Below are 20,713 nucleotides of genomic sequence, written 5' to 3'. Positions count from 1 at the left end.
CGTGCGCATGGCACTCCCCGCGCTTCACCACGCCCGGCGCCCCGCCTTCGCGGCCACCTGGCCCAGCGAGCTGCTGGACATCATCACCGCGAGGCTCGCGGACGAGGTGCACGCCGACGACCTGCGCGTCATCGTGCTCGCCCCCACCCAGGACCGGCTGCGGGTGGGTGTCTGGCTCGGCACCGAATGGGACCGCTACCCTGACGTGACGGGGTCCTCGGCGGCCGCTGGCTTCGTCTCGCTGACGCCGTGGCTCGACGAGCTCGACGCGCTGTCCCGGGGGGAGCGGACGCTCCCACCGCCCGCGGAATGGACGCCGCTCGCGCCGCTCTACTTCCACGATGCGGCGCGCAATGCCTCCTTCCTGGCCTGGTGGCTCGAGCTCCACCGCGCCCTCGTCGCCACCGCCATCGAGCTGGGCACGCGCCTGCTGGCGGAGCGCTTCGCACAGCCCGTGGGCGTCTTCGTGTCCATGAGCGGGGCCGAGGCCCAGCTCGTCTCCTTCTGCCACCCCCGAGGCGCCCCCCTCTGGCCCTTGCGGGAGCACCGGAAGGAGCACGGCTACGGCAGCGCCTATCCGAGCGCGTCCCTCGAGGGCGACACGCTGGTCCTCTTCTACCCGGAGGGTGAGGGGGAGGACGGCGGGCCGCCCTCCATCCGCGGTTGGTCCCGTGCCCAGGTCGTCCGGGCCGGCGTGGACCGGAAGGCGCTGCACGTCACCGCGCGCTTCGAGGGCGAGGACTTCGACGTGCGCTTCAGCGCGGGTCACACCCACCCCCGGTTCGGTGGGCCGCCGCCGGCCGCCATCATCACCGCCCTGGTCGGGTTCTTCAGGGCCGGCGAAGGGCTCGAGGCGGGGGACCTCCCGCCGCCGCCCTCGGGCGCCGCGGAGGTGGCGGCCACCCTGGCCGCGCTCCCCACCGTGGAGGATCAGCGCCGGTACGCCACCGGCCTGGCGCGTGTCGTCGGCTTCGAGCGGCTGAGCGGCCTCCTGGCGGGGCCCGAGGTGGCCGCGCCGACGCGCGCCGCCCTCTGTCGCGCGCTGGCCTCGGACGCGCTGGACGCCGGGCAGTGGGCCGCGGCGCTGGCCCTCGTCGAGCAGCTCCCCGAGGCGGACCGCCCGTCCTGGATGGAGGCGCGGGCCCTCACCGCGCTCGGGCGCTGGGAGGACGTACTGCGCGTGGCCAGCCATGACGCCCTCCCGGAGCGGGCGCTGGCGCTCGGCCGGCTCGGGCGCATCGATGAAGCGCTGCCCCTGGTCGACAAGGCCGATGCCGAAAGCGAGGCGTTGGCGGTGCTCGCGCTGCTGCGGCAGGCGCAGGCGGCCGCCACGCTGCGCGCCGCGCTCGCCGAAGGGGTCCGTGAGCACCTGCTCGTCCATGTGGAGGCCTCGCCGGAGCTGGGCCCCCTCCTGAGGGCGCACCGGGCCGTCGAAGCGGCCGTGCGCGCCAGCCGCGCCGCCTGCGAGCGGCTGACGCCTTCCCCGTTCCCGCTGGAGCCGGCGCGGGTCCTCGCGGTCGAGCCCGCCACGCGGGCGCTGATTGCGCCGCTGGAAGACGAGGACGCGGCGTCGGCGCGGGCGTACCTCCTCGCGTTCGTGGAGCGCCCCGATGGGAGCTGGTGGGGGGCCGACAAGGAGGGCACGCTGCGCGAGTACCGCGCGGACGGCGGGCCGAAGACGCTCGCCACGTTCAGCCCCCGCATCGACGAGCTCGTCGCCGTGGCGTCCGGCGTCGTGGCGGCCGTGGGCTCGACGCTCGTGCTGCTGGACGCTGCGGGCCAGGCGCGAGCGACGCTCCAGCGCCCCCTCGCGGGGGATGGCCCCATGGCCGCGCAAGGCGCGCTCCTGGCCTGCGCGAGCGGCGAGGCGATTGGCCTCTACCGCGCCACCGGCGACACGTTGCAGTGGCTGGCGCCGCTCGCCATGCCGGGCTCCAGCCGCATTGGCGAGCTCGGCTTCACCGGGCCTGGGCGGCTCCTCGTCCGCGCCGGGCGGCACCTGGCCCTCTTCGACGTGAGCGAGCCCACGTGGCCCGTCCCCTTGCGGCGCTGGGTTGACGACGTGGACTTCGAGCTCGTCGCCACGCGCGAGGGGGCCGCCGCGCTGACCCGGGACGAGTGGATCTGGCTGGTGGAGGTGGGCGAGGCGCTGCGCGGCACGCACAAGCTGCACCTGGGCCCCTCCCCGAGGGCCGCGACGAGCGACGCGGCGCCCTGGGCCTTCTCGTCGCGCGGCCGCGTGGTGGAGGTCGCGGGCGAAGCGGCGCGCGAGGTCTTCCTGGTGGGCGAGGATGCCTCCCGCCTCGGGCCCCGGGCCCTCACCCTCCGGGGGAGGCAGGGCGCCGCCGTCACCCGCGACACGGTGCTGTCGCTGTCGTCCGTGGAGATAGACGCGGCGCCCTTCGCCGCGTACGTCGAGGCGCTCCTCCCGCGCGTGCGGGAGTGGCTGTTCGGCCACCTGGAGGCGTGGGCGCGTGACGGTGTCCGGGCCCCTTCCGGCGAGGGCCGCGCGCCCCTGGGGGGGCTCGTCCTCACCTGGATGACGGGGCTCTGGGCCGGCGTGCGCGGCCAGCCGGCCTGCAGCGTCGTGTCGCTCGGGTTTGACACCTCGGAGGGGCTGCCGCTCGGTGCGGTGGCGCCGCCGCCGCCGGCCCTGCGCGCCCCCGGGGCCTCCCTGGCCGAGGAGCGACAGACCCAGGCGCTGGAGGCCGCGCGGGAGCAGCGCGCCACGTATGAGCAGCTCCGGGTGTGCCGCGCGCTCCTGCGAGAAGCCGCGGCGGCCTTCGCGCACCGTTCCCCCGCGCGGACCTTCCTGCTCGCGCTCGACACCGAGGACGGCCTCGAGGTCCTCGACGTCCTCCCGGGCGGGGGCGCCGCGCCGCGCCTCCGCGCCGCGGACGCGCCGCGCGCCGGGCGGACGCTCCGCGAGCTGCTGAGCGCCGCGGAGGCGGGCATGTCGATGCCGAACCTGGTGGCGCGCGCGCGCCGCGACGCCGCCGTCCGCGCCGACGTGCTGTCCCTCCTCGAGCGGGAAGGGCATGAGGCCGCCGGCCGGCTCTCGCTGGAGCTGCTCGACGTCGACCTGGAGGGCTGCGCGCGCGCGTGGCTCGCCGTGGCCGCGCGCGACGTCCACCAGGGGCTGCCGGGCCTCCTCGCCCTGGCCCGGCGCGGCCACGCGGAGGCCCACGCGCGCCTGCTGGGCCTCGTGGACGCCCGTGACACGCGGCTGGCGCTCCAGGCGCGCGTGGAGGTCGGCCGCGCGGACGAGGACGCCACGGTGCCCCTGCTGGAGCAGCACCTCGCGTCGCCGGGGGAGGGGGACGCGGTGCTGGCGCGCGCGCTCGCGGTGGTGGGCGACGCGCGCCTCACCCGGCTGCGGGCCGCGCTCCTGTCCGCGCGCGCCCAGCGAGGCGCCGACGCGGACTGGCTCCTGCTCCCTCTGGTGCGCGGTGGCTGGGCGCCCGACGAGGAGACGGTGAAGGCTGGCAACGCGGCCCGGCATGGCGAAAGCGAGTTCATCGCGAGCGTCTTCAGCGCCGACGTGCCGGAGGGCGCGGCGAGCGCGGTGCGTCAGTGGACGGCGCAGCGCATCGCCAGCGCTGTGGCCACCGCGGGCCCCCTCTGGCCCCAGGAGGTCCCCCTGGAGCGGCACCGGACGGGGTGGCAGCGCTTCTTCACGCTGGCCTGGCCGTACTGGGAGTCCCGTGGGCTGCTTCCCAGGCTGTATGAGGCGCTGGCCGGGTGTGAGGGCGCGGCGGACGCGGAGCTGGCGTACCAGTTGCTTTTCCAGGGCCTGCTGCGCGGAGACCCACGGTGCGCCGCGCTCGGGCGGGCGCTCGCCCGGAACACGGCCCACGCGGGCCGCCACGCGGAGATGACGAGGCTGGCCACGCTCTCTCGCCTTCAGTTCGGCTGGTCCCTGGTGAAGGCCAGGCGCCTGACGGAGGCGCGCCAGGTGGCGGACGCGGCGCTCGCCGATGCGCCCCAGGATGGGCAGGTGCGCTTCTTCGACGCGCGCGTCGCGTGGCTCGAGCGCGATGACCCCACCGCGGCGCTGGATCGCATCGACCAGGCCCTCCGCATCGCGCGTGACGCGGTGGGGCGCGCCCGCCTGCTCAACCTGTACGGCGCCGCGCTGGACGTGTTGGGCCGCCACGCGGAGGCGCTCGACTGGTTCCACAAGGCCTTCACCGCCAACGAGTCGGCGGTGGACAGCCACACCGGCAAGTCGGGCGACCCGGGGATGTCCCACGCCATCCTGTCGAACATCGCGGAGATGCACTGGAAGCTGGGGCAGCGGGAAGAGGCCCGGCGTCACGCCGAACAGGCCGCGAGGCGGGGGTCCACGACGGAGGTCGTCATGGAAATCCTCGCCGAGACGCGAGCGTGACAGTCGGTCGTCGCCGCCGGGCGGCTCCAGCGCCGGGGCTGAGTCCAGTGGAATCGGAATCCACCGCCCTGATTGCGTCGTGGGTGACAGATATGGGATGCAGGGGGCTCTTCCAGTTTCAACGGAGACTCTTTACCCATGCCTTGGTCCTACCGGCAGTTGCTGGCGCCGCTGTCCGCGCTGCTCCTTTCCATGTCCGCCTGTGGCGACGATCCCGCCCCCGGCCCTGTTTGCGGCAACGGCCGCGTCGAGTCTGGCGAGCTGTGCGACGACGGCAATCGCACCAACGACGACCGCTGTGACAACTCCTGCCGCCCCACCACGGGCGACGCGGGCACGGACGAGGATGCCGGCACCGGTGAAGAGGACGGCGGCATCATCGAGGACGACGCCGGCACCACCGAGGACGCTGGCACGGGCGAGGACGACGCCGGCACGGGTGAAGAGGACGGCGGCATCATCATCGAGGACGACGCCGGCACCACCGAGGACGCCGGCACGGGCGAGGACGACGCCGGCACCGGTGAAGAGGACGGCGGCTCCGGTGAGCCCGACTCCGGTACGGACGAGGACGGCGGCTCTGGCGAGCCGGACTCCGGTACGGACGAGGACGGCGGCTCTGGCGAGCCGGACTCCGGTACGGACGAGGACGGCGGCTCCGGTGAGCCCGACTCCGGCACCGACGCGGGCACCGAGGACGACGCTGGCACGGATGCGGGCACGGTCCAGGTCTCGCTGGACAGCTTTGGTCCGACGGGCACCTTCGCGCGCTCCGGCACCACGGGGGCCACGTTCCCCGAGGTCCTGACGGTGCGCCTGCGTGAGGACGCTCCGGCGGAGGTCTGGGTGGAGGTCGCTTCCTCCAGCCCCGTCCTGAGCGTGCAGGGCAACATGGTGCGCATCGCCCCGGGTGAGCGCTCCGCCACGGTGCCGGTGACGGCGGACCTCGCCGCGGATCCGGAGACGGACAAGGCGACGCTGACGGCCACGCTGGGCAACGACACGCGCGAGGCCACGGTCCGGGTGCTGGCGGTGGATCAGGCCGCCGAAGTGGCCACGCTGTCGCCCGAGGTCATTTCTGTGAGCGCGGGTCAGACGCAGAGCTTCACGGTGGAGCTGGACGTTCCCCCGGCGCAGGCCACGGACATCCAGCTCGCGCTGGAGCCCGCCTCGCTCGGCACGGTGCCGGCGACGGTGACGGTGCCGGCCAACAGCCTGACCGCCAAGTTCGACTTCGCCGCCGGCACCGAGGGCGGCGAGGGCCAGCTCGTGGCGTCGCTGAACGGTTCGTCCATCGCGGCGGCGGTGCAGGTGACTGGCGGCGGCAGCGGCGCGGGCCACATCGTCATCAGCGAGTTCGCGGTGGAGGGCGAGGGTGGCGCGGGCGATGAGTTCGTCGAGCTCTACAACCCCACGTCGAGCCCGGTGGACATCTCCAACTGGAAGATCCAGTACAAGGCCTACAGCAGCGCCAACTACAACGCCTCGTTCACGCTGCCCGACGACGCCATCATCCCGGCTCGGGGATACTACCTGGCCGTCTCCGGTGGCTATGCCTCCACGAGTGGCAACACCGTGGCGGGTGACGCGAACTGGAACAACACCCTGAACCTGGCGGCCAACAACAACGGTGGCCACGTGCGCATCGGCTACCCGGAGCTGGCGGTGTCCGACGGCCTCTCCTCGCCGCTGGTCGTGGACACGGTGGGCTACCTCCGCGCGAACGCGGCAGAGGGGACGCCCGTGCCCGGGTACCCGCCGGAGGCTGGCAGCTTCGAGCGCAAGGCCTCGGCCGCCTCGACCGTGGAGACGATGACCGACGGCGCGGACGCGCTGCTGGGCAACGGCCACGACTCGAACGACAACGCGGCGGACTTCATCCTCCGCCCGGCGCGTCAGCCGCAGAACGCGTCGAGCCCCGCCGAGCCGTAGCAGGCAGTCTCCCAGCCCCTACCGCCCGTGCGTGCGGTCGGGGCTGGAAATACCGCACGGGGCGGGCCATAAGCCTTCCCCGTGCGAGTCGTTTCGTGGAACGTGAACGGACTGCGCTCGGTGCACCGCAAGGGCTTCCTGCCCTGGCTGGCGGGGTGCCGGGCGCAAGTCGTAGGTCTGCAGGAGGTCCGCGCGCGCGCCGACCAGCTCCCCGACGAGGTGCGCTCACCGCCCCGGTGGAAGACGCACTTCGTGGCGGCGGAGCGGCCCGGATACAGCGGCGTCGGCCTGTACAGCCGCCTGGAGCCCGATGAGGTCGTGACGGTGCTCGGCGTGGGAGAGCTGGACGTGGAGGGGCGCCTGCAGATCGCCCGCTTCGGCAAGCTCACCGTGGTGAACGGGTACTTCCCCAACGGCAACGGGAAGGACCGGGACCTCAGCCGCATCCCCTACAAGCTGACCTTCTACCGGCGCCTCTTCGAGCGCCTGGAGAAGCCCCTGCGCGACGGCGGCCGGGTGCTGGTGATGGGGGACTTCAACACGGCGCATCAAGAAATCGACCTGGCGCGGCCGAAGGAGAACCGCGAGACGAGCGGCTTCCGGCCCGAGGAGCGCGAGGAGTTCGACCGCTGGATTCGTGCGGGCTGGGTGGACACCTTCCGCCACTTCAACAAGGGCGGGGGCCACTATTCGTGGTGGAGTCAGCGGGCCGGCGTCCGGGAGAAGAACATCGGCTGGAGGATCGACTATGTCCTGGCCTCGCCGGCGGCCATGGCCTACGTGCGCAAGGCTGGCATCCACCCAGGTGTGCTCGGCTCGGACCACTGTCCGGTGAGCGTGGACCTGGACCCCGCGGTTCGCTGACGCTTGTTCGAGGCTCTCATGAACGCACTGCTCTCCATCTGGACGTGGATCGAGATTGGCCTGGTGGCGCTGGTCGGCTTCTTCGTGCAGCTCTCGCTGGCCATCCTGACCTGGGCCTTCGACCGCAAGCGCCACGTGACGGGGCGCTGCTTCCGGCTCATCGGCGTCACCGCGGCGAAGTTGACGCCGTTCTGGCGCTTCGGCGTGCACGGCGCGGTGCCGGACAGGCTCGCGCCGAACACGGTGGTGGTGAGCAACCACGAGTCCAACGCGGACCCGTTCCTCATCTCGCACCTGCCGTGGGAGATGAAGTGGCTAGGCAAGGCCAGCCTCTTCAAGATTCCCGTGGTGGGCTGGAGCATGTGGATGGCGGGTGACATCCCCGTGCACCGCGGCGACAGGGACTCGGCCACGGGCGCCATGGCGAAGTGCCGCCAGTGGCTGGCCAAGGGCATGCCGGTGATGATCTTCCCGGAGGGCACGCGCTCGAAGACGGATGAGCTGCTGCCCTTCAAGGACGGCGCGTTCCGCCTGGCCATCGAGGCGCAGGCGGACGTGCTGCCCCTGGCGGTGAGCGGGACGCGGCGGGCGCTGCCGAAGCACTCCTGGCGCTTCGCCACCTCGCGCGGCCTGGTGACGGTGGGCACGCCCATCTCCACCAAGGGGATGACGCTGGCGGACGTGGAGACGCTGAAGACGCTGGCCCGCGAGCAGATCCTGACGCTGCGCGCCTCGCTGATGCCGCTCACGCGCGTGGACGCCCCGGAGGCGCCGGGCTCCGCCAACGCGGCGTGACGCGGCCCCCCCGGCGGCCTCAGACGTCCTGGGTGTCTTCGTCGACGATGTGGCAGCCGGTCTCCTCGTCGAGCACGCCCTCGATGAAGCCGCGCACGATGTCCCGGCCGCCAATCTCGAAGGAGAGGCTGACCTTGTCTCCCTTCACCGCCTCGTCCTGATCCACCTTCAGCCGTCCCCCCAGGGCAATGGCGTCTCCGTCCACGGCGGCGCCCTTGTGGACGCGGACCTCTCCGCCCAGGGACACCGCGCTGCCCGTCACCCGGCCACCGGGCTCGACGATGACGCGGCCGCGGATGGCGACGACGTCCTCCACCCGCGCGCCCTTGCGGACGATGACGTCGCCCTCCACGGCGACGCCGTCCTTCACCTGCTCACCGGCTTCAATGACGAGGTCCGTGCCCTGGACGGCGCGGCTGCCATCCTTCGACTGGGTGGCGCAGACCACCTTCCATTTCTGGGGCTTCGCGTCGTCTTCGGCGAGGGCGGGGGTGGAGAGGGCGAGGACCAGGACGGCAAGGGGGGACGCGCGCATGAAGGGCTCCAGTGAAAGCCGGGACACCCCTGCATACGGCCCCGCGTGGAAGTGATTGCACCGCCCGGCGCATGCGTCCGGCGTGCGGCTTGCACAGCGAGTGTTCCAACCCGCGCCCCGGAACACGTCCTGCCCTCCCCATCCCTTCAAGACGATGACGTCCGCGACCTGAGCATCTGGGGGTATGCCCTGGGCTACTTCGCGGCCTATGCCCCCTACAGCGCGCTCACGAAGGCGCTGTCCGGGGGGGACCTGCCTGGCATGGGGGAGGGCATCTCCGGCTTCACGCTGCTGCCGGTGAGCACCGCCGCCTCGCTGGTGGGGATGTTCTCCTTCCTCACGGTGATGCGCTGGTGGCGCTACGCGGGGCACCGTCAGGTGCTGGGCTTCCAGGTGCCTGTACCGGGGCGGTGGACGCTGCTGTCCGGAGTGTGCTCGGCGGCCATCATCGGCACCACGACGCTGGCGTACACGCTGCCGGGGGCGTCCATCGTCTTCATGATGCTGCTGATGCGCGGGGGGGTGCTCGTCCTGGCGCCGCTGGTGGATGTCCTCAGTGGCCGGCGCGTGCGCTGGCCTTCATGGGCGGCGCTGGGGCTGAGCTTCGCGGCGGTGGCGGTGGCCGCCGGCTCGTCGGTGAGTCCCACGCTGACGCTGCTGGCCGCGGCGGACGTGGGCGTGTACCTGGCGGCCTATTTCTTCCGGCTGCGCGCCATGAGCCACCTGGCCAAGTCGGGCGAGCGCGAGGTCTCCATCCGCTACTTCGTGGAGGAGCAGATGGTGGCCACGCCGCTGCTGGTGGGCACCCTGGCGGTGCTGGCCCTCCTGGGCGGAGAGGGCGTGCTCGGCGACCTCCGCGCGGGCTTCACCGAGGCCCTGTCACGGGGCCACCTGCTCTCCGAAATCGCCGTGGGCCTGCTGTCCCAGGCCACCGGCATCTTCGGCGGCCTCATCCTCCTGGACGGGCGGGAGAATGCCTACTGCGTGCCGGTGAACCGCGCCTCCAGCGTGCTCGCCGGGGTGCTGGCCACCGGGGTGCTGGCCGTCACGCTGGGCGCGCCGGGCGCGGGGGCCCTGGAGCTGACGGGCGCCGCGCTGGTCGTCGCCGCCATGGCGGTGCTGGCCGTGCCCACGGTGCTCGCCGCGCGCCGGAAGGCAGGGGCGCGGGCGGCTTCTCCACCCGGGGACGTGAGGCGCGTCAGTGCGGCTTCTGCTCGGACACGTGGAGGGTGAGCACCGGGCAGGACGCGCGGGCGACGACCTTCTGGGCCACGCTGCCCAGCAGCAGGCGGGGCAGGCCGCGCCTGCCGTGGGTGCCCATGACGATGAGGTCGCACTTCTCCTGCTCGGCGAGGTCGAGGATGGTGGACGCCGCCTCCCCCACGACGATTTTCTGGCTCACCGGGACGCCGGGCGGCTCGCCCTGGTTCACCTGCGCCGTCAGCTCCTTGGTGGCGGTCTCCACGGCGACGTGCTCCAGGGACTGGGAGTTCCACCCCGGCGCCGCCACCAGCAGGTCCGGCGCCACGTATTGGGGCGGCTCCCAGGCGTGGACCACCTCGACGGAGGCCTTGAAGGGCCGGGCGAGCTTCACCGCGTAGTCGATGACCTCCCGGGAGCCATCCGACAGGTCCACGGGAACGAGGATTCTGGAAACAGTGGCCATGCCCTTTTTTCTGGGCATGCCGCGCCCCAGATGGAAGTGGCGTCCCAGCGCCGTCAGGGCCGCCTGCTGTCCAGGCGTGCAAACCTTGCGCAGGGCGCGGCGGCGCGCGCAGGCCGTGCGCAGGATGGGCACCTCAACCCACGGAGGATTTCGTCATGCGTCCTCTCCCTATCGACCAGGGAACCGTGCTCATCATCGGAGCGGCCAGGGGGATTGGCCGGGAGCTTGCCCGGCTGCTGGCCCGTCGCGTCCGGACGTTGGTGCTCGTGGACCGTCAGGCCCAGGCCCTGGAGCCGCTGCGCGAAGAGTTGCTGCTGAACTACCCGACGCTGGGCGTGCTCGTCGAATCCTACGACGTGTGTGATCCACGGCAGGTGGACGCGCTGCTCGCCTCGCTGGAGGCGCAGTTCGTCCGCGTGGACGTCCTGGTGAACAACGCCGCGGAGGGCGACCAGGGGCTCTACGCCCAGGAGGGCTGGGAGCGCGTGGAGGCCATGCTGCGCGCCAACGTCTGGGTGCCCGCGCTGCTGACGCACCGGCTGCTCAAGCCCATGCTGGAGCGGGGCCGGGGCGGCATCCTCAACATCGGCTCCGGCGCGGCGCAGCTCATCCTGCCGGGCTCGGCGGCCTTCGCGGCCTCGCAGCGCTTCCTGGATGGCTTCACGGAGGCGCTGCGCCTGGAGGTGGAGGGGCAGGGCGTCACCGTGACGCGCGTGGCCCCCGGGCCGCTGTGGGAGGCGGGCCTGGAGGGCGCGGACGGCCAGACGCCCTTCTTCCACCTGTCCCTGGAGCGGTGCGCCCGCGAGGCGCTCGCCGGCTTCGAGCGCGGTGAGCCCCTGGTGTACCCCGGCCTGGGCCACCGCTGGGTGATGCGCCTGCTGCCGCTGCTGCCACGCGGGCTCAAGCGGAGCCTGGGGCGGATGGCGCTGCGGGGCCTGCAACGGGAGCAGCTCCTGCTCCCACGACAGGCCCCGGCGGCGCTGCCCGTGTCGGGTGAACCGTCACCCGGGTGAGGCGGGGGTGACGGGCCTCAGAGGCCAATCTCCGCCAGGCGGGCCTTCACGCGGGTGGCCTTCACGCCGGTGTTGGCCGTGCCGCGCCCCTGCGAGTTGCCGCCCAGGCCGATGTGGTGCAGCCCCACCACCTGGTTCGAGGACGAGGACAGCACGGGCGAGCCCGACGAGCCGCCCAGCGTGTCCGCGTCATAGGACAGGTCCGTGCTGCTGTAGTTGGCGTTGCGCACCACGCCCGGCGAGGACTTCTTCGTCGGCGTGCAGCCGCTCGACGTGTAGTAGTCGCAGTTCTGGTGCACCACGTAGACGCTGGCGCCCGTGGCGGCGTTGGTGCTGGCCACCGTCAGCACGCCGTACACGTCACCGGGGAGCCGCCCGCTGGTGGCGGTGCAGCGCAGCGCCGTCATGTCGTCGCTCGCCCAGGTGCGGATGAGGGTGCCGCAGTTGTACCAGACGCGGGCGGAGGCGCTGACGCCGTCCTCGTAGTTGAAGGACACGCGCGCGCCGGAGGCCTCGGAGCTGCTGCCGATGCAGTGGTTGTTGGTGATGATGACGTCGCGCGCCACCAGCCACGCCGTGCAGCGTGAGCCCACCGCGGGGATGGACAGGTAGCCCACCGCGCGCGAGCGCGTGCGCTGCGTGCCGGAGAGCGTCGTGGCGCTCACCCAGTTCACCGAGCCCACGATGACGTCGGCCTCCTGCGACTGGAGCGGCTCCTGGCCGTCCGCGTCCGGAACGTCGGGGGGCGCTTCGGTACCGCAGGCAGACAGGGCTCCCACCAGGAACAGCGCACGAACGCTCTTCGGGAACATCGGAACACCTCCTCGCGCGAGATTGCGCGGCGAGGCCCCGAGGCACGCGCCGTGCCATGCGCGCGTTCCGCGGGGCTCCACTCTGAGCGCGCTCCACGCCGGCACGCGCGACTGGTGCGTCCCTGTCCAGGCAACTCAGTTGCTGATGTAAAGGCACTTCACAAGGCGTGTGGCGGGCGCCAATTGTTTTCGCGAGTTGCGAGTTTATCCTGAGCTGGCGTGTCCCGGGTCAATCCGCGCCCCCGCCGTTGTCCTGGGGCAGGACAGGCTCCGGAAAAATACAGGGGCCGCGTCCGGCCCCGGGGAAGCGGGGGCCAGGCGCGGCCCGGGCGCCGCGAGGCGGGAGGCCTCAGCCGATGACCATGTCCTCGCGCTCCAGCGTGCCGGAGCCGAACTCGCGCGAATGGCCGGCCGCGTCGGAGTAGCGCCGGAGGTTGAAGCGGGTGAAGAGCTCGTCGGACTCGCCGGTGGCCATCCACTTCGCCATCCGCTCCGCGACGGCGGGGGCCATCATGAAGCCGTGGCCCACGAAGCCGGACATCTGGAGCAGGTTGTCCAGGCCCGGGGTGCGGCCCAGAATCGGGTTGTTGTCCGGCGTCACGTCGTAGCAGCCGGCCCACTGGCGCAGCACCTTCACGTGGCCCACCTGGGGGAGCTGCTCCATCACCGCCTGCGCGAAGCGCGACACGAAGCGCAGGGTGCTGCCCATGTTGAGGCCCGCGGGCTCCTTGGCGTCGCCCATGCCGCCCACGATTTCGCCGCGCATGGACTGGCTGAAGTACAGCCCGCTGTCGAGCACCGACACCAGCGGCGTCAGGAAGGGCTTCAGCGGCTCGGTGCTGAGGATTTCGTGCCGGTGCGGCTCGTTGGGCAGCTTCACGTCCACCAGCTTCGCCACCTGGGGGCTCCAGGCGCCGGCGGCCAGCACCACCGTGTCGCAGGCGATGTCGCCGCGCGTCGTCTTCACCTTGCGCACCTGGCCGCCGCTGGTCTCGAAGCCGGTGACGTCGGTGTACGTCTCCACGCGGACGCCGCGCTTCTGGCAGCCCTGCGCGTAGCCCCAGAGGAAGGGCCAGGGGAAGATGACGCCGTCCTCCGGGTTGTAGGACGCGACGAGGCAGTCCTTCAGCGTGAGGCCGGGGACGATGCCGCGCGCCTCGTCCGGGGTGATGAGGCGGGTGGGGACGCCGAAGCGGTTGTGCAGCGAGACGTTGCGCTCCAGCCGCTGGGCCACCGGCTTCGTCTTGGCCATGAAGATGTAGCCGCCCTGGCGCAGCCACACGTTGATGCCCAGCTCGCGCGCGAAGCCCTTCATCAGGCCGATGGAGCGCTTGGCCAGCTCCACCAGGGAGGGGGTGCCCCACTGCATGCGCACGCCGCCGCCGTTGCGGCCGGACGCGCCCGCGCACAGGTAGCCGCGCTCCAGCACCACCACGTCCGTCTCACCGGCGCGCGCCAGGTTGTACGCCAGCGCCAGGCCCATGATGCCGCCGCCGATGATGACCACCTTCGCCCTGGCGGGCACCGGGCCCTCCGGGCGCAGCGCGGCGGGGAAGTGGTCCACCTCCTGGGGCAGGCCGCCCACGGGGGGCTGGGACTCGTCCACGGGCGCGGAGGCCATCATCCGCAGCTCGGTGGGGTAGAGCGGCTGGCGCGGCGTGAAGGGCACCACCGCCGCGGGCTTGAGCGCCTTCTCCTTCGCCAGCAGCGCGGCCACCGCCGCCGTGCAGCTCTTGCCCTGGCAGATGCCGGTGCCGAAGCCGGTGTAGCGCTTCACCGACTCCACGTCACAAAAGCCCCGGGACACCGCGTGACGGATGTCGTCGACGGTGACGTCCTCGCAGGAGCAGATCATCGCCTTGCTCATGACAGCCCTCCCACCAGCGCCTGGGCCGCGCGCCGTCCGGCCGCCGCCGCGTCCTTCGCCGTGCCTCCGCCCGTGACGTCCCCCGCGGCGTACACGTCCTGGGCCTGGGTGCGGCCGTCCGCGTCCGTCTCCACCACGAAGAGGCCGCGCTGCTCGTCGAAGGGCACCTTCGCGCCGCCCTGCCGCGCCAGCTCGAAGCTGGGGCTGACGGGGACGGACACCAGCACCGCGTCACACGACACCTTCTCCCGGCCGCCGCCTTCGCGCGTGTAGCTGAAGGCGCTCACGCCGCGCAGGCCATGCGCCTTGGGCTCGCCGCCGCGCACCGCCGTGGCGTGGGCGCCCGGAGGCGGCGTGTCCCTCAGGTCCACCACCGCCACCACCTTCGTGCCGCGCTCGTGGAGAAGGTTCGCCAGCGCGTGCAGCTCCGCGCCCCAGCCCACCAGGGCCGCCGTCTCCGGGGCCACGTCGTAGCGGCGCAGCAGCAGGCTGGCCGCGCGGCCCGCGTAGACGCCGGGCAGGTCGTTGTTCTCGAAGGGCAGCGTGGGCGGGTGCCCGCCGGGCGTGAGCAGGAAGCGCTCCGAGTACACCTTCACCAGGCGCGGCGCGTCCGCCTCCCAGGTGCCCACCGCGAGGAAGCGCCCCCCCTCGTCGTCATACAGGCCCAGCGCCGTGGCCCGCGTCATCACGCTGCTGGGGGAGAGGCGGTGGACGTCATCCAGGCTGGGGCCACCGGCCTCCGGCGCGCCATGCGCGAGCCGGCCGCCGAGCGCGTCGTCCCGTTCAATCAGGAGGAAGCCCACGTCCCGCTCGGTCAGCACGCGCGCCGCCGCCAGGCCCGCGGCGCCGCCGCCCACCACGGCCACGCGGGTGCGCACCGCGCGCGCGGGCGCCAGCGCGGGCGCGGGCGCCTTGGGCAGCAGGCCCAGCCCGGCGAGCTGCCGGGCCACCTTGGCCATCACCTGCTCGGCCACCGGCACGCCGGCGAACATCTCGTGGTGGTCCATGCCCTTGGGGAAGGCCCAGTCGATGCTCTCGAAGAGGTCCACCTTCGCGGAGGGGTAGGCGTTCTGCCGCTCCAGCTTCATGCCGTCCCGCGCGGGCGTGCGGCAGGTGTAGACGTTGGGCACCCCGTCCACCCGCATCAGGCAATGCGAGCAGGCCCCGGCGAAGCAGTAGGGGCCTCGCGGCCGGTGGTACTTGATGGAGCGGGCGAGCAGCGGCTCGCCCGCGGCAACCAGCGAGCACGCCACCGGCTCACCTTCGATGGCGGGGAGGCTCTCGCCCTCGAGGTCCACGGTGATGGCCCGGCCGCGCGGCGGTACGTCGGGAAGGCGTCGCATAGGGTGGGGCGCAAAATGGCTTACGCGGACCGGGCGGTCAAAGCCTCTGAAGCCATGACGCGCCATGCCCAACACACCCGCCTGACAGGCGCGGTGATGGCGCGCCCGAGCCTGGCTAAGGCACACACGGAAAAACGAGCGGGGACCGCCCCGGGCCGTGAGGCGCCCGTGACAGTCCCCTGGAAGACGCGCGTCGGAGGATGACGCGCCGGGCAAAGCACCCGGCAATCCTTGTCAGACGGGCTGATCGCTCGAAGGGATGATGGGCTCCGGCATGCCCTGCGGCCGCTGCCCGAAGCGGGTGCGAATCACCGCGCCCAGGGCCATGAATGCGACGGTGACGGTGATGAGGGGGCCCACGATGGGGAGGGCGCCCAGCAGCATCAGCACCAGCAGGCCGAGCGCCAGCACCACCGCCTGCGTCTTGCGGCCCCTGAGGACGGGCAGCCGCGTGCCGAGCTCGCTTGCCACCGCCGCGAAGCCCAGCGCCGTGGCGAGGGGGGTCGCCATCAGCAGCACCAGGGCGACGGGGATGCCGATGATGATGATGCACAGCACCACCGACAGGATGGCGATGGCCACCAGTCCGAACAGGCCGATGAGCCCCGTCTGCACCGGCTTGCGGCGGACCTCCTCACCGAGCTGCTTCATGCGCGCGGGGAAGAACATCTGCCCCATGAAGCCGAGCCCGAAGAGCACCGCGAAGGTGAGGATGAAGCCCGCCAGGCCCGCGCCGCCGTCGTCGTCGTCGCTGTGGCGCTCGGAGTCCTTGGCCTCCCTCACGCCCTTCTTGATCTCCCCGGCCACCATGCGGCCGATGCCGGCGCCGCCGAAGGACTCGATGCTGCCCTCCACCTGGGCGTCGTCGTCGCGCTCCACGGAGCCGCCAAAGGCAGACACGTCGCCCTCCACCCGCGCGTCCGGCCCCAGGATGACGTTGCCGCCGAAGGCGTGGGCGTCCCCGTCCACGCGGCCGTGGACCTCCAGGTTGCCGCCGAAGGCGACCGCGTCATCCTTGACGTGGCCGTTGACCACCAGGTTGCCGCCGTACACCACGGCGCTCTCCACCGCCTGGCCTTCCTTCACCTCCAGGTTCTGTCCGCGCGCCACCACGTCGCGGCTGCCCTTGCGGCGCATGCTGCGCCGCACCTCGTCGCGCGCCTTCTTCATCTCCTCCCGGGCGCGCTTCATCTCATCGCGCGCCTCCTCGGGGAACGAATCCGGCAGGTCGGGGAGGGGCGGAATGGGCGGGATGGCGACGGGGGGCGCCGCCGCCTCCGGTGGGGCGCTGGCGGCGGCGTCCGCCGGGGCCTCACCCGACTCGGCGGCCTGCTGCTCCTGCTCCGTCATGGGCCGCAGCGTGTAGATGGAGCCGTCCTGGTCCAGGCGCAGCGAGTAGGCGCGGGCCACGGTGCGCAGGGCCTGGTTCGCGGTGACGCCGCGCAGGTGGACCTCGGCGGGGGAGTCCAGGTCGCCGGTGACGACGAGGTTGAGGCCGCCCTTGTCGGCGATCGTCTTGAGGGCGTCGCGCAGCGAGCCGCGGAAGCTGATGTCGATGGTGCTGGGGGCGGAGGCCGTCACGTCGGCCCTGGGCGCCGCGTCCTGGGCGAGCGCGAGGGGGGCGCCGAGCAGCAGAGCGGGGAAGAGGATTCGAGGGAGGATCTTCATGGTTCGCTCACGCTCCGGAAGGGGTGGGCCCGGTGCCGACGAGCCGCTTGAGGCCATACAGCGAGGTCAGCAGAAGGAAGGCGAGGGAGCAGGCCACCGTGAGGCCCGCGGTGGACCACAACGCGTGGGCGCCGCTGAGCACGCCTTCGACGAAGGGCCGCCCCTGCACCAGCACGGAGGCCAGCCCGGTCCCCAGCCGGCCGAGCGCCTGGTCGCTCATCACCAGGTAGCCCAGCCCGCCCAGCATCGACGTCAGCAGGATGGCCAGGCCGGACCAGACCTCCCGGCGCCGGGGCACGGGCTCGGTGGACACGCGCGCCATGACGCTGGCCACCAGGGTGGGCGGCGGGAGCGGATCCGCCAGCCGGTACAAGTCGTTCTCCATCAGCCGGTGCTCTTCCAGGACGGCGGCGCAGGCCTCGCACTCGGCGGCGTGGTCCAGCGCGGGCCCTTCCCCCGCCTCCAGCTCCGTGAAGAGGACCTCGAGGTCCGGGCACAGGTGGGCAGTCATCGCGGAGCCTCCTCGGTCGTCATCTTCTTGCGCAGCTTCTCACGGGCCCGGAAGAGGCGCGCCATGATGGTGCCAGGCGCGCAGCCCATGACCTGGGCGATCTCCTTCGTCGTGCGCCGCTGGACGTAATAGAGGGCGAGCACCTCCCGGTCCTCGACGGACAGGGTGGCCATGGCCTCCTCCAGGGACTGGCGCTCCTCGCGGGCGATGGCGCCTTCCTCCTGGGACGCCTCATCGCTGGGGAGCACCTCCTTCATGGGCTCCAGCTCCTCGGTGCGCACCTTGGTGCGCCGGCGGAGCAGGTCCAGGCAGAGGTTGCGGGTGATGGCGAGCACCCAGAGGTCGAACGGGCGCGCGTCGTCGTAGCGGTGCAGGTTCTGGTAGGCGCGCAGCAGCGCCTCCTGCGCCACCTCCGCGGCCTCGGCGTCGCTCTGGAGCAGCCGCAGCGCCAGGCCGTAGACGGGGCGCTGCACGCTGCGGATGAGGGACTCGAAGGCGGACGGGTCACCCCGGCGGGCGGCCTGCACGTCCGCTTTCCAGGGAAGCGGGGGGGCTTCCTCAGCCATCAGCATCCCGATGGCATGGGCGAGCGTCCCGGGAGCGTCGTCGAGGGCAAGAGCGTTCACGCCTTGTCCTACGGCGCACCCGCCCGCCCATTTCATCCCCGGGAGACATCTTTATTTCTTCCGTGATTTCGGCGGCTTGGCCTTGGCGCTGGGCTTGGCCGTCCGCCGGGCCTCGGTCTCCGCGCGGGCGGCGGACCGGGCGTCCTTGCGCTGGCGCTGCCGTTCCCGGAAGCCCAGCGGCGGGGTGGGCTCCGCCGGCCTGGCCTCGGGGGCCTTGGCGGCGAGCGTCCGGGCGCGGCCGGAGACGGGCTCCAGCAGCTCCACCTCCCGGGGGCCGGCGCGGCGGCGACCCGGGGCGCCCGTGCCGCGGGGCTCGCGGTCTCCGGCGCCCCGGCGGCTGTCGCCCGCCTGGCGCGCGCCGCTCCCGTCCCGGCGGGGAGGACCCCGGCGGCTGGAGGGGAGCTGCGCGGCGGCCTCTGCTTCGGCCTCCGCCAGCTTCGGCCGCTGCGAGGCGCGGATGGTCTCCGCGCTGTCCTCGGCGTACTCGAAGTGGAACAGCCGCTTGATGACCAGGGTGGCGTAGGCGCCCGGCGGCAGGGTGAAGGCGACGTTGACCTTGATGGCGTCCCGGTTGAGCTCGTCCGGCATCGTGCGGCCCACCACGAGCTTGTGCGGGAACGACAGCAGGGGCCGCTCCTCGTGCTTGAAGTAGAGCCGGCGCTCGGCGCCGGGGATGCTCAGGTCCTCCAGGCGGAGCTTCTCGCGGCCCAGCACCCAGCGCACGGCCTCCTCCACCTTCGGGTCGCTGAACGTGGAGTTGGGCGCCAGCAGGGGGAAGGTGGCGTCGCGCAGCGTGCGGAGCACCTCCGGGCTGGCGTCGCGGTGGAACAGCAGCGTGCCGGCCTGGTAGCGCATGGGGAAGAGGTGCTCGCGCGGCAGCATCAACTGGAGGTAGCGCCGCACGCCCTCGTTCCAGAGGAAGCTCTGGTAGGTGAAGAGCAGCATGGCGCGGTAGTCCGCGTCGATCTGCATGAAGGCGCGCAGGTAGTCCCCGGGCTGGTCGCGCAGGGACTTGAGGACGCGGTGGTACTTGCGCGTGCCCTCGTAGGGGACGCGCGCGTCCCAGCGGCCCCAGTTCTCCTTCCAGAAGGCCTTGATCTTGGCGTCCTCCGTCCGGTCCAGCTCGGACGGCTTGGCCATGTAGTTGTGCAGCGCGGCCTCGAAGTCGCCCCGGATGAGGTCCTTGGCGATGAAGCCCTGGCCGTGCTTGAGCGAGCCGAAGCGCTGGCTGTCGAAGTAGTTGATGACGCCCAGGCGGTTGACCTCGGCGGCGGCCACGTTGAGGGGCCCCAGCGACGCGTGCTGGAGCGCGCGCACCGTGACGGAGAAGCGGTTGGACGTGATGTTGGCGGCGGACAGCGGCTTGTCCGTGCGGCCCAGGTACTTCAGGCGCAGGTCGGGGTCCTGCATGTCCACGTCGGCGCCGTCCACCGCGATGATCTGCTCGGTCCGGCCCTGCTTGTCCTTGAGGCCGCAGTAGCTGATGGCCCCCGGCTTGAGCCCGAACGCGTCCCGCAGCCGCGTCACGGCGTCGAAGGTGGACAGCTTCTGCTTGTCCATCAGGTAGACGCGGTGACGTCCCGAGTCGACTTCGTCGAAACGGTATGACTCCTTGACGGAGAAGTCCTCGGGCTTTTGTTTGATTCGCACGGCGCCCCCTTACCAGCGCGGCGCCCCGGAATGAAGCGTCTGCGCCAGAAAGGGGATAACGTGACTTCCCATGCGCTTTCTTCCCCTGTTGCTCCTGGCCCTGGCGCCAGGGTGTGCCTCCACGCTGTCCACGCAGCAGACGGCCCGGACGCTGGCGCCGGGCCAGGTCCAGGTGACGGGTGGGGTGGGGGTCTTCGTCCCGGTGGGGACGCTCATCAACGTGGTGGACGCGGGCATCACCGAGGGCGAGGCGGCCCGGGACGCGGTGGATGACGACCGCCCCTATTCGCTGAGCGAGGAGGCCCAGCAGCGGCTGCTGACGGCGGGCGTCGCGCTGATGGTGGCCCCTCCGGGCGCCAACCCGGAGCTGATGCTGCGGGTGGGGGTGGTGGACCGGCTGGACGTGGGCCTGCGCTACAGCGGCATCTCCCTGCGCGGGGACGTCAAGGTGCTGCTGGCCCACGGCGGGGACGAGGTGGGCCGGTACCTGGAGCCGGGCCAGCGCTCCTTCGACCTGGCCCTGGGGGTGGGGGTGTCCCGGCACTTCTTCAGCAGCCCGGTGCTGGACGTGCTGGAGGTGGTGCAGATGGGGGACTTCAGCCGCTACGACGTGGAGGTGCCCCTCTACATGAGCGCGGACTGGGGGGACATCTTCAAGCTCTACGCCGCGCCCAAGTACATCTACAGCCGGACCCGGCTGGACGCGCGGCTGGTGGACTACGCCCAGCAGGGCAAGCCGGTGACGGGCTTCGACGCGTCGCTTCCCGCCACGGTGGGCAGCCACTTCATCGGCTCCACGCTGGGCATCGCGGTGGGCTACCGGTACATCCACCTCTACGCCGAGCTGACGGGGGGCTACTTCCGCAGCAGGCCCCAGCTCTTCGGGGTGGAGCGGGACCTGGGCGGCGTGACGCTGATGCCGTCCGTGGGCCTGGCCATCCGGGCGGGCGGCTCGGAGGGGCGGGCGGCCCCTGGCCGCTGAGGCGCCGCTCCGGCGAGCGGCCGCTGGCCAGCCGTTCAGTGGTGATTTCCGAGCGTTCC

At 72.5% G+C, this 20,713-nt stretch carries 16 protein-coding genes; 7 read left to right on the top strand and 9 right to left on the bottom strand.

Annotated features, from left to right (window positions below; all coding sequences use genetic code 11):
- Nucleotides 1-7 precede the first annotated feature (7 nt).
- The 4 genes from MYMAC_RS19585 to MYMAC_RS19570 all read left to right on the top strand — a co-directional run bounded on the left by MYMAC_RS19585 (nucleotide 8) and on the right by MYMAC_RS19570 (nucleotide 7,981).
- A complete protein-coding gene (locus MYMAC_RS19585) occupies nucleotides 8-4,390 on the top strand; it encodes a tetratricopeptide repeat protein (protein WP_095959178.1) in 4,383 nt (1,460 codons plus the stop codon).
- A 138-nt stretch (nucleotides 4,391-4,528) separates the two neighbouring features.
- The gene (locus MYMAC_RS19580) at nucleotides 4,529-6,322 is read left to right on the top strand and encodes a lamin tail domain-containing protein (RefSeq protein ID WP_095959177.1); all 1,794 of its coding nucleotides are present in this window, start codon (nucleotides 4,529-4,531) and stop codon (nucleotides 6,320-6,322) included.
- 81 nt (nucleotides 6,323-6,403) lie between these two features.
- Entirely contained in the window at nucleotides 6,404-7,186 is a 783-nt protein-coding gene (locus tag MYMAC_RS19575) for an exodeoxyribonuclease III (protein WP_095959176.1), read from the top strand.
- A gap of 18 nt (nucleotides 7,187-7,204) precedes the next feature.
- A complete protein-coding gene (locus tag MYMAC_RS19570) occupies nucleotides 7,205-7,981 on the top strand; it encodes a lysophospholipid acyltransferase family protein (protein WP_204816809.1) in 777 nt (258 codons plus the stop codon).
- Between the two features lie 19 nt (nucleotides 7,982-8,000).
- Here MYMAC_RS19570 and MYMAC_RS19565 read toward each other — a convergent pair whose 3' ends face one another.
- Complete coding sequence (locus tag MYMAC_RS19565; RefSeq protein ID WP_095959174.1) at nucleotides 8,001-8,516, bottom strand: hypothetical protein; 516 nt, start codon at nucleotides 8,514-8,516, stop codon at nucleotides 8,001-8,003.
- Nucleotides 8,517-8,777: 261 nt separating this feature from the next.
- Between MYMAC_RS19565 and MYMAC_RS19560 the strand changes: the two genes are divergently transcribed.
- Nucleotides 8,778-9,749, top strand: coding sequence for a hypothetical protein (locus tag MYMAC_RS19560; protein WP_239988893.1), 972 nt, complete (start codon nucleotides 8,778-8,780; stop codon nucleotides 9,747-9,749).
- Here MYMAC_RS19560 and MYMAC_RS19555 read toward each other — a convergent pair.
- The gene (locus tag MYMAC_RS19555) at nucleotides 9,715-10,182 is read right to left on the bottom strand and encodes a universal stress protein (RefSeq protein ID WP_095961629.1); all 468 of its coding nucleotides are present in this window, start codon (nucleotides 10,180-10,182) and stop codon (nucleotides 9,715-9,717) included. The genes MYMAC_RS19560 and MYMAC_RS19555 overlap by 35 nt on opposite strands.
- A 155-nt stretch (nucleotides 10,183-10,337) precedes the next feature.
- On the opposite strand from MYMAC_RS19555, the gene MYMAC_RS19550 reads away from it, so the two are divergent.
- Entirely contained in the window at nucleotides 10,338-11,195 is an 858-nt protein-coding gene (locus tag MYMAC_RS19550; RefSeq protein ID WP_095959173.1) for an SDR family NAD(P)-dependent oxidoreductase, read from the top strand.
- A gap of 17 nt (nucleotides 11,196-11,212) precedes the next feature.
- Here MYMAC_RS19550 and MYMAC_RS19545 read toward each other — a convergent pair whose 3' ends face one another.
- The 7 genes from MYMAC_RS19545 to truD form a co-directional block, all read right to left on the bottom strand.
- Entirely contained in the window at nucleotides 11,213-12,007 is a 795-nt protein-coding gene (locus MYMAC_RS19545; RefSeq protein WP_095959172.1) for a trypsin-like serine peptidase, read from the bottom strand.
- 349 nt (nucleotides 12,008-12,356) lie between these two features.
- Entirely contained in the window at nucleotides 12,357-13,874 is a 1,518-nt protein-coding gene (locus MYMAC_RS19540) for an FAD-dependent oxidoreductase (protein WP_013940570.1), read from the bottom strand.
- Complete coding sequence (locus MYMAC_RS19535; RefSeq protein WP_095959171.1) at nucleotides 13,871-15,217, bottom strand: 2Fe-2S iron-sulfur cluster-binding protein; 1,347 nt, start codon at nucleotides 15,215-15,217, stop codon at nucleotides 13,871-13,873. The genes MYMAC_RS19540 and MYMAC_RS19535 overlap by 4 nt, the downstream gene beginning before the upstream one ends.
- A 234-nt stretch (nucleotides 15,218-15,451) precedes the next feature.
- On the bottom strand, nucleotides 15,452-16,885 hold the full coding sequence (locus tag MYMAC_RS19530) for a DUF8173 domain-containing protein (protein WP_204816807.1): 1,434 nt from the start codon (nucleotides 16,883-16,885) through the stop codon (nucleotides 15,452-15,454).
- 7 nt (nucleotides 16,886-16,892) lie between these two features.
- Nucleotides 16,893-17,396, bottom strand: a complete 504-nt coding sequence (locus tag MYMAC_RS19525; RefSeq protein ID WP_013940567.1) for a hypothetical protein — start codon at nucleotides 17,394-17,396, stop codon at nucleotides 16,893-16,895.
- On the bottom strand, nucleotides 17,393-17,962 hold the full coding sequence (locus tag MYMAC_RS19520) for an RNA polymerase sigma factor (RefSeq protein WP_239989634.1): 570 nt from the start codon (nucleotides 17,960-17,962) through the stop codon (nucleotides 17,393-17,395). Before MYMAC_RS19520 ends, MYMAC_RS19525 begins: the two co-directional genes overlap by 4 nt.
- A 111-nt stretch (nucleotides 17,963-18,073) precedes the next feature.
- Nucleotides 18,074-19,672, bottom strand: a complete 1,599-nt coding sequence (gene truD, locus MYMAC_RS19515; protein ID WP_095959168.1) for a tRNA pseudouridine(13) synthase TruD — start codon at nucleotides 19,670-19,672, stop codon at nucleotides 18,074-18,076.
- Nucleotides 19,673-19,742: 70 nt separating this feature from the next.
- Between truD and MYMAC_RS19510 the strand changes: the two genes are divergently transcribed.
- The gene (locus MYMAC_RS19510; RefSeq protein WP_095959167.1) at nucleotides 19,743-20,654 is read left to right on the top strand and encodes a type II toxin-antitoxin system TacA family antitoxin; all 912 of its coding nucleotides are present in this window, start codon (nucleotides 19,743-19,745) and stop codon (nucleotides 20,652-20,654) included.
- Nucleotides 20,655-20,713 lie beyond the last annotated feature (59 nt).

The sequence above is a fragment of the Corallococcus macrosporus DSM 14697 genome, assembly GCF_002305895.1.
Lineage (GTDB): Bacteria > Myxococcota > Myxococcia > Myxococcales > Myxococcaceae > Myxococcus > Myxococcus macrosporus.
Note: the sequence above shows the minus strand (reverse complement) of the source record. Positions and strands in the feature narration are given on the sequence as shown.